Here is a 12,236-nt window from a genome sequence, read left to right on the forward strand (position 1 = left end):
CTTTAGTGTTTTCTGGCATCTGCTCATCCATATTTATTGCCAATGTTACTTTCTTTTCAGCATCTTTTTCTTCAGTCATCTCACGGGCGACTTTTTTGAAGTGTTTAATAGGGTCTGGGTATATCTTCTGTAATTCATCTAGGTAACCTAAGGACATAATTGTGCGGTCAGTGGAATATTTTTTTACCGGGTCTCTGTATTTTTCTGCAATGGACAAGAAGATCCTCCCGGTCTTTTTAATGGGGACCTGTTTAAGATACACGTAAAGCACCTCCCGAACTTATTTTTTCGTCTGTGTTTTACGTATATTATATCACATTATTCCACATTATGCTACATAAATATGCAAAAAAATAAAAAAAATTTAGAAAAAAGCCCTTGATATACAAGGACTACAAGTTTTGCTTCCAATATTTAGGTGTTAAACTAGGGTGCAGACGTGAATTAATACCAATTTTCAGCGTAAAAAGTAAAATTCATAAATTTCTCTTGACACTTTCACTCTATTCATGCTATTATAAATCAAAATTAAAATATAATAATACTATAAAGCTAATATCCCCAAAGGCAATGAAAGGGAAAAGTAGATTGCAAAATTCCTTCAAAGCGAGCCGGGGGTGGTGAAAGCCCGGTAAGGAATTGTAATTGAAGTTCTCCCTGGAGCTGTTGGCTGAACTGTATATACTGTATATTAAGTAGGCCATACCGGAGCTTCCGCCGTTAAAAGGAAGGGTGTATCGGATGACTATTATAAACATTTATAATGGTGTCTCGTACATTAAATGAGTGGGCTTTGCCAATTTGGGTGGTACCGCGTGGAATATACATACTCCTCGTCCCTTAACAGGACGGGGAGTTTTAATTTTATAGCAAATAAAAGAAATATAAAGAATAATTACAAAAATCACAAGGAGGATTCCGATATGATAGTAGTAATGAGCCCTAATGCTACAAAAGAACAGATTAATAATGTGGAAAAAAAGCTTGTTGAACTGGGTTTTAAAACCCATCCGATTTTTGGAGAAGTAAAAACAGTTATAGGCGCCATAGGCGACAAAAGACTTTTAAATACCCAGTCTATTATTTCAATGCCTGGTGTAGAAAGCCTGGTTCCTATTATGAAACCTTTTAAGCTGGCAAGCCGCGAGCTTAAACAGGCATCTACAATTGTAGAGGTTGGAGGCATAAAAATTGGAGGAGAGGAAATTGTTGTTATGGCAGGACCCTGTGCCATAGAAAACGAAGAAAGCTATATGAATACTGCCTTTAAAGTAAAGGAGGCCGGAGCCAAAATTTTGAGGGGCGGAGCCTTTAAACCCCGCACTTCGCCGTATTCTTTCCAGGGGTTGGAAGAAAAAGGCTTAAAAATTCTTGCAGCTGCAAGAGAAGCAACAGGTTTGAAAATTGTTACCGAGGTGATTGATACACGGGATGTGGAGCTTGTCTCAGCTTATACAGACATCATCCAGATTGGGGCAAGGAATATGCAAAACTTTAAACTCCTGCAAGAGGCCGGAATGGCAGGAAAACCCATCCTTCTTAAAAGAGGCCTGGCGGCAACTATAGAAGAATGGTTAATGGCGGCAGAATACATTCTTTCTTCCGGGAACGATAACGTTATCCTATGCGAAAGGGGGATAAGGACCTATGAGACTGCAACCAGGAATACCATAGATATGAGTGCTATTCCCGTAGTAAAAGAGCTTTCTCATCTCCCTATCATTGTTGACCCCAGCCATGCTACAGGTTCATGGAAGTATGTACCTGCACTGGCAAAAGGGGCTATAGCTACAGGAGCAGATGGACTGCTTATAGAGGTGCATTCAGACCCTACATGCGCTTTATGTGACGGCCCCCAATCCCTTAAGCCATCCAAATTCATGCAGTTAATGGAAGAGCTTGGACCCATAGCCAGGGCAGTAGGAAAAAAACTGTAGGAGTTAGTGTCAACTGCTCAAGCCTTCTTACTATAAAGCTTTGTATAAACATAATAATAGCTTTTTACTCTTTTTAGGAACCTCTCGGTTTCCCTAAATGGAATTATGTCTAGGGAGGAACCGTACTTGCTGTAATCTCTATTGTTTAGCCACTCTTTTACATTGCCGCTTCCACCATTGTAAGCGGCAATTACTAAATCTGTATTATTGTTAAATTCATTGATTAGCTGCCTTATATACCAACATCCTATTTTAATATTTGTTTCAGGGTCATAAAGGTCATCTAATGAAAAATTCTCTATCTTTATACTCTCTACCCCCCACATAGCTGTCTTTTCAGTAATCTGCATGAGCCCCCTGGCATTTTTTACAGATTTTGCATAAGGATTAAAACTGCTTTCGGCCTTTATAATAGCAAATACGAGGTAGGGGTCAATTCCATTTATTTCCGAATATTTGAAAACATATTCGCCAAATTTTAACGGATAAATCCTCTTTAATATCGTTGTAGAATTATCAATAAGCAAAACTATTACAAACATGGCAATGAGAAAATAGAATACATATTTATATTTATTATATGACTTTTTATTTTTCAGATGCAAAAAAATCACCCTAATTTCTTTTGAATATATAATTTGGCTACAACTTTCTCCAATTCTTCAACACTTCCATCGTTATTTATAACCTCATTTGCCAGTTTTAAATATTCCTCATCACCTTTTTGCGCATTTATCCTATTAACAGCTTCCTCATACGTAATATTACTTCTTTCCATAATGCGCTTTATCCTTGTATCTTTACTGGCAACAACTACCCATACTTCATCAACTACATCAAGAAATCCATGTTTCACTGGCAATGGCACATCCAGTACTACAATCTCAACCTTCTCTTCTTTCAATTTTTCCAGATTGCGGATAATTTTATCCACTATATATTTATGTGTAATAGTGTTTAAAACCTCAAGCTTTCCTTTATCCATAAAAACAATTTCACTTAATTTTTTTCTGTCCAACTCACCTTTTTCATTCAATACCTCTGTCCCAAAATAGTTCACTATTTCTTCCACTGCCGGTTGCCCTTTGCTTGTAATTTCCCTGGCAACTTTATCAGCATCGATGACCTTTGCCCCAAGGTCACATAAGATCCTGGCTACCGTACTTTTACCACTTCCAATTCCGCCTGTAACCCCAATAACCTTCAACTTAATTCACCCTTTATCAATATTATTAATATTTTACTTAACCTCATACCAGTTTTTACCTATCTTTATGTCAACCATCAGCGGAACTCTAAGGGTTACCGCTGTTTCCATACATTCTTTTAGGATCTTGATAACCTCGTTTTTTTCATCTATATGAGTCTCTATGATCAATTCGTCATGTACCTGTAAAATTAACCTGGATTTCATATTATTGCTTTTTAGTTTGTTATAAATCTTAACCATGGCAACTTTTATTATGTCTGCAGCACTGCCTTGTATGGGTGTGTTTAATGCAATACGCTCACCAAAAGATCTTATATTAAAATTATTTGATGTTAATTCAGGCAAATATCTCCTCCGGTTAAATATTGTTGTTACATATCCCTGTTCTTTTCCTGCAGTGATAATATCACGCATGTATTGCCTTACTCCCGGATACTTACCCAGGTAATCATCTATATACTTTCTGGCTTCTTTCCTGGTTATACCTAAATCTTTCGCCAGGCTGAAGTCCCCTATCCCATATATAATTCCAAAGTTAACAGCCTTTGCCCTATCCCTCATCAATGGCGTTACTTTGTCCTTCGGTATTCCAAAAATCTTTGAAGCTGTAGATGTATGAATATCCTCATTATTCATAAATGCCGCGATAAGGTTTTCATCTCCTGAAATATGCGCCAATACTCTCAGTTCAATCTGGGAATAATCCGCATCAGTAAGTATATAATTTTCATCCGAAGGTTCAAAAACTTTTCGTATTTTCCTACCCATCTCAAGTTTAACGGGAATATTTTGCAAATTAGGTTCAGTACTGCTTATCCTTCCTGTAACGACAACTGTCTGATTAAATTTTGTGTGTATCTTCCCCGTTTCAGGATTTATCATGCTGATTAGACCATCCGCATAAGTTGTTTTAAGCTTCATAAGTTGCCTGTACTCAAGTATATAAGAAATAATCTCATGCTCCCGTATCAGCTGTTCAAGGACTTCAGCATCTGTAGAATAGCCGGTTTTAGTCTTTTTCTTCACAGGCAGCTTTAATTTCTCAAATAGCACTTCTCCCAGTTGTTTTGTGGAATTTATATTAAATTCTTCTCCTGCCAAATTATATATTTCTCTTCCCAGGGATTCAATTTTTTCATCTAGCTCCTTTGATAAGGCTATTAACTCATCCTTATTAACTTTAAATCCATAATACTCCATATCCGCAAGTACATGTATCAATGGAAGCTCAATACTATAATATAATATTTCCTGTTGATTTGCTTTAATTAATTGATCCAGTATTTTTTGAAGTTTGTATATAGCTTGGGAATATCCTGTTGCAACAGGTATAACATCTTCACATGGAATATCCCTATAGCATACATGGCTTTTCCCTTTTCCTGAAAGTCCCTCTACCGGCATAACGTCTGTTTTCAGATACTCTACCGATAATTCCGACACCAAATAGGTATCTTTTGAAGGATTCAGTATATATGCCCCTATCATTGTGTCAAAGGCCAACCCTTTTATATTAACATTTACACATTTTAAGTATACTAAAAAGCTCTTTACATTATGCCCATATTTTTTTATTGATTCATTTTCAAAGACATCTTTAAACTCCCATATAAAGTCACGTTCACTTATCCCCTTCCCTATTTCAATATAAGCAGAATCTTCTCCACCCCATGATAAGGCCACACCTGCCAAATTCCCGGCAAGGGTTGTGTTTTGTCCGGGCATGTCTTTGTCCAGTAAATGAAAAAAGGATATTTCTTTTTGGCTAATAATAAGATTTTTTAAGTTTTTCAGCTCATCCAGCTCTTTTACATAAATTACTCTATTGCTATTCTGCCTATTCTCCTGCTTATTTTCAGCGCTTTCATAAATTTTCTTCTGTAATTCAAGCTTATCTATTAACGACTTAAATTCAAGTCTCTTGAATACTTCATAAAGTCTTTTATTATTATACTCACGTATTTTTAATTGTTCAATGCTACATAATTCTTCCGGCATGCTTCTTTCAATAGTCGCCAATTTTTTACTCAAAAAAGCCAGTTCTTTCTCTGCTTCCAGTTTCTCTCTAATACTTTTTCTTTCAACCTGGTCAATATTATTGTATAATTCTTCAATACTTCCAAACTTTCTTATCAAATCCAATGCCGTCTTTTCTCCTATTCCCTTTACACCGGGAATATTATCGGAAGCATCTCCCATTAAGGCTTTAACGTCTATTAGCTGTTCGGGACGTATTTTATATTTGTCAAGGAAAGTATTGTAATCGTATTCCTCTGTCTGTGTCTTGTTATACCTGGTTGTTGGGAGTTTTACACGGGTGGAGCCTGATATGAGCTGCAATGAATCCCTGTCACCGGTTACAATAACCACTTCCATGCCTTTTTTTTCTCCACACAGGGACAGCCACCCTATAATGTCATCAGCCTCATACCCTTCATACTCAACCCTTGTTATATTCATGGCATCAAGGACTTCTTTTATAACGGGAACCTGTACCGCCAATTCATCCGGCATTCCCTTTCTTTTTGCCTTATAGCCGTCATACTGCTCGTGTCTGAAAGTCGGAGCTTTCATATCAAAAGCTACACAAATATACTGGGGCTGTTCTTCCTCGAGATATTTAAATAATACATTTAAGAAACCATAAACTCCATTAGTATAAAGCCCGTCAGAAGTAGACAAAAGCTGTGGCCCTTGCAGTCCATAAAATGCCCTATTTAAAATACTATTCCCATCAATTAACATTAACTTATCAGCATGCATTTTTATCATTTCTCCATTGGTTTATTTTTATATACACTTGGCTTCTTTCAATATTTTACAAGACAAAATTGACTTCGTCAATTTATGTTTTGCAAGCACGAAAAAAAAAACAGTAACCTCTACCGTCAGGTTACTGTTTTATTTTATCCTTTTATTATTGTTTATTTACTTACATTAATTACCACATCAGCAATATATTCAGAATTTTCAAGCAACTCCCCAATTTCTTTCTCGATATCTTCTCTTTGGGATTTGAGTTTTTCCAGTTCAGCAGGGTTGGAGCATTCCTGATTACTCTCAATTTCTGCAATTTGCCTGTTAATACCTTCCAGTTTTACATTTAACTCATTCAGCTTTATTTCTATATCCTGCCTCATTATGGGAGAAGCATAATCAATATTTGCCTTAAGATATTCCACATCGTGTTCAAGGTTATTGAGGAAATATTGGTATCGGTTACCTGGGATGGTAAACTCTACAATATTTTCATCTTTCGCATCAATTTCATCTTTTGTATCACTTATATCTTTTGCACCACTTTTCTCTTTTACATCTACCTCAGCTGTTGCATTTTTATCTTCTACATCTGCCTCGGTCATTGCCTTGGACGAAAAATCATAAGTATCATAAGTTTTAAAGGTTGCCCCGCTATCAGTTGCTATAGACTTTATTATGCCTTCATCTATAACATTATCCCTAACAATAACAAAAACTTTTATTCTTCCCCTTTCACTAAACAATATATTCTCACTTACGATTTCATTCGATACTTCAGGTGTAGCTCGAGATATCATTATTTCCGGTGCTTCAGCCGATTTGTCGTTTTCTTCGTTTTCTGAAAATCCGAACATTCTAACTTCTTCTTCTTTCTTATCTTCAACAGCACTTTTGTTTTTTTCTTCATCAGCCAAAATACGCGCTCCAGTCTTTTCTCCTATATCATTCACAGTAGCCGACTGGCTCATACTTTCACTTTTGGTTAATCTATCTTGTTTTGTCCCGGAAAAAAAGCCGTCAAAAAATATCCCTTTCAACACAAAAACAATTAAAGCACCTGCTGCAATTGTTGATAAGGCTCTAATATAGCGGTTCCTTATATTAAACAGTTTTCCGGCTGTAAATTCCCTCTCTTTAACCTGTACCAGTTTTTCATGAAGTTCCTCTCTAAAATTATCAGGTAAATCCACCTCCGGCATACTGCGCAACATTCTCAATACTTCGAGTATATCATCAAGTTCTTCTTTACATAAAGGACATTGGTCTACATGAGCCTCAAATCTGGCTTTTTGTCCTTCATCCAGTTCACCATCAATATAAATGGATATTAAATCTTTTATTCTACTGCAATCCATCATCTCCAACCCTCCTTTCTATATTATTTGACGTAATCTTTATCCCAGAGTTCCATTTTACTTTTTAAAATTTCCTTAAGCATGTTCCTGGCTCTGTTTATTCTGGATTTAACCGTCCCCTGGGGGCAACTGATAATTTTCGCTATATCATCATAGCTAAAACCCTGAATATCCCTTAAAATAATTACTTCTTTATGTTCATTGGACAATTGAAAAATTGCATCCCTTACTGCCTCTTTGAGCTCATTCCTTTCAGCCGTCGATTCGGGTGTCGGCCCATCATCTTCAATTTGCCGTACAACCTCACCGTTTTCAAGGTGTATAACCTGATCTATAGAAATAATATTTTTGCTGTTCTTCCGTTTTCTAAGTTCATCAAGGCAAGCATTTGTAGTTATTCTATAAAGCCATGTAGAAAAGGACGACTGCTGCCTGAAATTCCTAATAGACTTAAAAACCTTAATAAATACTTCCTGGGATATGTCATTGGCATCATCATAATTGCCCATCATCCCTAAAGCTATATTAAAAACTTTTTTTTGATAACTTTCAATCAGCTGTTCAAAAGCTTCAATATCCCCTTTTTGTGATTTTCTTATCAGGTCCTTTTCTATTATTTCCATCAGGATTTAATACCCCCTTCAAAACATATATATTATACATTGTTTTTGGAATCATTTAAACAGTAAAATAGATGTTTTTTATAAAAAAAATATTACAGTTAATCATTATTCAACTTTAAGGAGGTATAGCTAAAGTATATGCTATTCCTAGTATTTTGCTTTAATTTATTGTTTTATTGTTATTGTAAATCTTTTCCTAATCCATCTTTGTTACTCTCAATATATATGCTCCTTGAAGGAAATGCTACCGAGAGGCCAAGTTCATCAAGAATTCCCATTATCTTAAGGTTAACATCCTCTTTCACATTAAGATAGCTCTGGTAATCTGTGGCTTTAGTAAAATAATATATTAAAATCTCCAACGCACTATCACCGAAATTATAAAAATTTACGTAAATTACATCAGGATGTACATCAGCATGGCTTTTTAGCATAGCTCTTAGCCTTTTTAAACACTCCTCCATCTTTTCAATGTTAGTATCATAGGTTATGCCCAGAATAAACTTTACCCTCCTCTTTCCCATTCTGGACCAGTTGGTTATGGTATCATCACTTATGACTGAATTTGGAATAGTAACAACTGACTGCTCGAAAGTACGTATCTTTGTACTCCTGAAACCAATATCCTCAACTGTCCCTTCGACTTTCGGCGTCATTATCCAGTCACCCACTTTAAAAGGCCTGTCAAGCATAATAGTAAGGCTTCCAAACATGTTTGCTACAGTATCTTTTGCTGCCAGTGCGAAAGCCAGGCCACCGATACCAAGTCCGGTAAGAAGCCCTGCGATATTATCTGTCCACTGTTGGAGTATTGTAATGGACCCTATAACAACAACTATAGTTTTCAAACCGTTCCTTATAAAAGGGAAAAGCATTTGGTCAATTTTGTTTTCAGAGCTGCCCAGGGTATTTTTAATAAAAGCTGTAACAGCATCAACTATTCTATACAATGCCCACAATATCGAAAAAGCGATTAACGAGCTTAAAACCCTGTCGGTAAAATTACTTACACCCTCAGGAAGTTTTAATATTTTCACTGCTATGCTCACACCTATTACAACAATTATAAATTTCATAGGTTTGTCAATTAACCCTGTAACAGTATTACTGAATTTTTTGTTAATCCTGTTTAATAATCGGCTTATTAAATTTAATACGATCCTCATAAATATATAACGGAATGTTATGAACATAACAAGGACAATTATTGCTCCAATAATCCTTAGAAGGTTATCCTTTACTATAAAATATGAAATTAAAGTCTGTATATCATTTAAAATGTCCATAATTCCCTCCTGAAATCTTTATTTTATTTTATTAAATGATTCATATACTTTATTTTCTACAACTAATACAATAATTCCTTCACAAAAACAAAAATATTTGCCAATGAATAATTTTCACAAAGAAACACATAATAATACAAAAATATACAGGGAGTGATGAAATTGAGTCTTGTTGAATGGAATCCGTTCCGTGAAATGGATAATTTTACTAGAGAAATGGGGAATTTTCTTGACCGTTCTCCTTTCAGGTTGTTTGGTATGCCCGGTGCACCTAAGGTGGATGTATACCAGACAGATACGGAAGTTATTATGAAAGCTGAGATACCCGGTATAAATAAGGAAGACCTTAATGTATTTGTTGATGAAAACTCCATAAGACTCTCCGGGCAAATCAAAAGGGCAAATGATTTTAAAGATGAAAACATATACCGCAGTGAAAGGTATTATGGAAACTTTTCCAGGACAATACCTCTACCGGTAGAAATAAAATCGGATCAAACTACTGCAGAATATAAAGATGGTATTCTTACAATAACTGCACCAAAACTAGAACCTTCAAAGCCCAAAGGAAAAAGAATTGACATTCAATAAAAATAAAGGAGAGGGATATTAATACAGAGGAAACAACGCTCCACGCAAAAGAGGGGTGCATTTAATGCATCCCTCAAAAGAGCGTTGCTTTCTTAATTAGAAGTACACATTTGCACCAAAATTTGATACAGCTCTATATTATATCAAATTTGTATCAAATTTGATTCTATAATTAAAGCTCCATACCTCTTTGTCACATTTTTAAGTCCATCCATCAACTTTTTATCTTTACTGCTTGCATTTTTGCTAAAAATTACACCTGCCCTGCCCTTATATACCCTCAAAGCTTGTTCTAGCGCATCCGGGTTACCCGTTTCTATAATAACAGGCTGCTTTAAATATCCCTGGGCTTTATTCACCACTTGGGCTAAAAGCTCACTGTTCTCATTATCAATATTTATATATATCACATCATACCCTTCTGATGCCAACTCTAACGCCATATCGGTCACTACTTCCATGTTTCCATCCTTTAATTGCTTAAAAAATTTCTCATCCTCTATGGAACTTAACTTTCCAATCTGTTTATTTTTATCATGTAAATTACATATATTAAATGAACTCACTCCGGATGTAATTACTGTGCAATTAGATGTAAACACTGGATACTTATCAGAATATTCAATATCCTCATGTCCCCATTTATTATCAATATTTTCCTTTATAGCACTGACAAACTCGGGAGTAGTGCCACAGCACCCCCCTATAAGCCTTGCTCCATATTGTACAAATTGTGCAGCCAGTTCAGCAAATTTTTTTGCAGTTTCCCTGTAAACAGGCACACCATCTATAATTTCAGGTAATCCCGCATTGGGTTTCACACTCAAATATCCGCCCCCTGCAAGATGCATCTTCTTTACAATATCAACCATAAGCTCAGGTCCGAAGGAGCAATTTGTCCCCACCATATCGGCACCTAGAGACTTTAATATTATAACAGCCGTTTGCGGGTCTGTACCCATCAAACTCCTGCCGTTCTGCTCAAATGAAACGGAGCAGATTACCGGAATGTCTGCAGTTTCTTTCGCTGCAAGCAATGCCGCCCTCATTTCAGCTATATCGGTAAAGGTTTCAAAATTAATTATATCTACGCCTCCATCAACTAAAGCCTTTACCTGCTCTTTGTATATTTGGTAGGCAGTTTCAAAATCAAGATCCCCTGAAGGTTCAAAAAGTCTCCCTGTAGGACCTGCAGATCCGGCAACAAATCCATCTTCACCCATCACTTCTCTTGCCAGTCTGGCACCTTGGTAATTCAATTCATAGGTCCTGTCATCAAGATGATGCTTTTGAAGTTGCACGCGGTTACCGGAAAAAGTATTGGTCTGGATAACATCGGAACCTGCCTCCTTGTATAAGCTGTATATTTTCTTTACCACATCACTATGAGTAACGTTCCATAATTCAGGACATTCACCTCCTTTTAACCCGAACTTTTGCAACATATACCCCTTTGATCCATCATATATAAGTATTCTGTTTTTTATTTCATCAAGAAAATTACGCAAACTTACCAACTCCTCACTTTTATTGCTATTATAACATGTATAGGAAAAATAGTGAAGAAGCATTTTATTTTTTGAAAAAATGCCGAAATACTGTTGACAATAGCCGCATTACTTCTTATAATATTAATTGTTTGGAAGTTAGTTAAAACTAATTAATTATTTGAATATAAGGGCCATTAGCTCAGTTGGTAGAGCACCTGACTCTTAATCAGGGTGTCCCGGGTTCGAGTCCCTGATGGCCCACCAACATGAAAAGCCGCTAAATTTAATATTTTAGCGGCTTTTCGTTTTTTTGTTGATATATTATAACAACGCTTAAAAACGTTTAAAAGTTGTGAAAAATTATATAAAAAGTTGTGAAAAGGTTGTGAATAAAAACTCTACTTCGATAAATCCGAATCCTGCGCTGTTCTTCTCACCTACGCCGCAGCTCCCAACCGCAGGCTCTGAAGTTCGGTAAAGTCTTGGCCAGTTAAAGGCTTCTACCGGCCCAGTTCTATGATTTGACCTTCCTTCCCAAAAGGTTTGACTTACCGAAGCCTGTTTATCGCTGTGCAGAGCGGGAGTTTACAAGTTATCTAAAATTAAACTAGGAACTATTCAAATGATACTTTCTTGAAAGATAGCATTTATAAGTAATCTACGACATGAGAATATTACTATATATTCATTTAATTGTAGAACCCTGTATTTTTACCCAGTAATTATATTATATAGGTGCGATTTATTTTTGTGTAACATATAATTCCATAAATGGATGTAATCATCCTGGACAACCCACCGATTAAAAGATATGATGTTAGGCTCATACGGGAATACGATGATAAGTAAAATAATAAAGTTGTTCAAAAGTATAATCTGAGAGTACGAAATAGGCATTTAGGAGATCCAATCCGGCTCTGCCCCCGCTTCTTCTGTGTTTAAATTTAATTCTGTCATTGTGGCCCTCAAGAGGGCCATTGCTGA

Annotated in this window: 10 protein-coding genes, 1 tRNA gene and 1 other annotated feature; of the genes, 3 read left to right on the plus strand and 8 right to left on the minus strand. The window is 36.1% G+C overall.

Features of this window, described 5'->3' with window-relative positions:
* On the minus strand, positions 1 to 262 hold a 262-nt coding region (locus HPY74_16735), incomplete at its 3' end, for a transposase (protein NSW92287.1).
* A gap of 299 nt (positions 263 to 561) precedes the next feature.
* Positions 562 to 844, plus strand: a binding site (T-box leader).
* 79 nt (positions 845 to 923) lie between these two features.
* On the opposite strand from HPY74_16735, the gene aroF reads away from it, so the two are divergent.
* Positions 924 to 1,937: a 3-deoxy-7-phosphoheptulonate synthase gene (gene aroF / locus HPY74_16740; protein ID NSW92288.1), complete on the plus strand. Its 1,014-nt coding sequence runs from the start codon at positions 924 to 926 to the stop codon at positions 1,935 to 1,937.
* 17 nt (positions 1,938 to 1,954) lie between these two features.
* On the opposite strand, the gene HPY74_16745 is transcribed toward aroF, so the two are convergent.
* The 6 genes from HPY74_16745 to HPY74_16770 form a co-directional block, all read right to left on the minus strand.
* Entirely contained in the window at positions 1,955 to 2,479 is a 525-nt protein-coding gene (locus HPY74_16745; protein ID NSW92289.1) for a lytic transglycosylase domain-containing protein, read from the minus strand.
* Positions 2,480 to 2,547: 68 nt separating this feature from the next.
* Positions 2,548 to 3,144 carry a dephospho-CoA kinase gene (locus HPY74_16750; protein ID NSW92290.1) on the minus strand — a complete coding sequence of 199 codons (597 nt, stop codon included), beginning with the start codon at positions 3,142 to 3,144 and terminating at the stop codon, positions 2,548 to 2,550.
* 33 nt (positions 3,145 to 3,177) lie between these two features.
* Positions 3,178 to 5,910, minus strand: a complete 2,733-nt coding sequence (gene polA / locus HPY74_16755) for a DNA polymerase I (protein NSW92291.1) — start codon at positions 5,908 to 5,910, stop codon at positions 3,178 to 3,180.
* Positions 5,911 to 6,071: 161 nt separating this feature from the next.
* Complete coding sequence (locus HPY74_16760; GenBank protein ID NSW92292.1) at positions 6,072 to 7,265, minus strand: zf-HC2 domain-containing protein; 1,194 nt, start codon at positions 7,263 to 7,265, stop codon at positions 6,072 to 6,074.
* Between the two features lie 20 nt (positions 7,266 to 7,285).
* The gene (locus HPY74_16765) at positions 7,286 to 7,885 is read right to left on the minus strand and encodes a sigma-70 family RNA polymerase sigma factor (protein ID NSW92293.1); all 600 of its coding nucleotides are present in this window, start codon (positions 7,883 to 7,885) and stop codon (positions 7,286 to 7,288) included.
* A 179-nt stretch (positions 7,886 to 8,064) separates the two neighbouring features.
* On the minus strand, positions 8,065 to 9,171 hold the full coding sequence (locus HPY74_16770) for a mechanosensitive ion channel family protein (protein NSW92294.1): 1,107 nt from the start codon (positions 9,169 to 9,171) through the stop codon (positions 8,065 to 8,067).
* A 162-nt stretch (positions 9,172 to 9,333) separates the two neighbouring features.
* Here HPY74_16770 and HPY74_16775 point away from each other — a divergent pair, with 162 nt between their 5' ends.
* On the plus strand, positions 9,334 to 9,762 hold the full coding sequence (locus HPY74_16775) for an Hsp20/alpha crystallin family protein (GenBank protein NSW92295.1): 429 nt from the start codon (positions 9,334 to 9,336) through the stop codon (positions 9,760 to 9,762).
* Between the two features lie 143 nt (positions 9,763 to 9,905).
* Here the strand turns inward: HPY74_16775 and HPY74_16780 are convergent, their stop codons facing one another.
* On the minus strand, positions 9,906 to 11,270 hold the full coding sequence (locus HPY74_16780; GenBank protein NSW92296.1) for a homocysteine S-methyltransferase family protein: 1,365 nt from the start codon (positions 11,268 to 11,270) through the stop codon (positions 9,906 to 9,908).
* Positions 11,271 to 11,440: 170 nt separating this feature from the next.
* Here HPY74_16780 and HPY74_16785 point away from each other — a divergent pair.
* Positions 11,441 to 11,516 (plus strand) — tRNA-Lys (locus tag HPY74_16785).
* Positions 11,517 to 12,236: the final 720 nt, after the last annotated feature.

It is taken from the genome of Bacillota bacterium (assembly GCA_013314855.1).
Lineage (GTDB): Bacteria > Bacillota > Clostridia > Acetivibrionales > DUMC01 > Ch48.

Excerpts from the sequence above, each read along its gene's own strand:
- HPY74_16760 (NSW92292.1), bottom strand. The coding sequence starts at position 7,265 with ATGATGGATTGCAGTAGAATAAAAGATTTAATATCCATTTATATTGAT.
- HPY74_16745 (NSW92289.1), bottom strand. The coding sequence starts at position 2,479 with ATGTTTGTAATAGTTTTGCTTATTGATAATTCTACAACGATATTAAAG.
- polA (NSW92291.1), bottom strand. The coding sequence starts at position 5,910 with ATGCATGCTGATAAGTTAATGTTAATTGATGGGAATAGTATTTTAAAT.
- HPY74_16765 (NSW92293.1), bottom strand. The coding sequence starts at position 7,885 with ATGGAAATAATAGAAAAGGACCTGATAAGAAAATCACAAAAAGGGGAT.
- aroF (NSW92288.1), top strand. The coding sequence starts at position 924 with ATGATAGTAGTAATGAGCCCTAATGCTACAAAAGAACAGATTAATAAT.
- HPY74_16770 (NSW92294.1), bottom strand. The coding sequence starts at position 9,171 with ATGGACATTTTAAATGATATACAGACTTTAATTTCATATTTTATAGTA.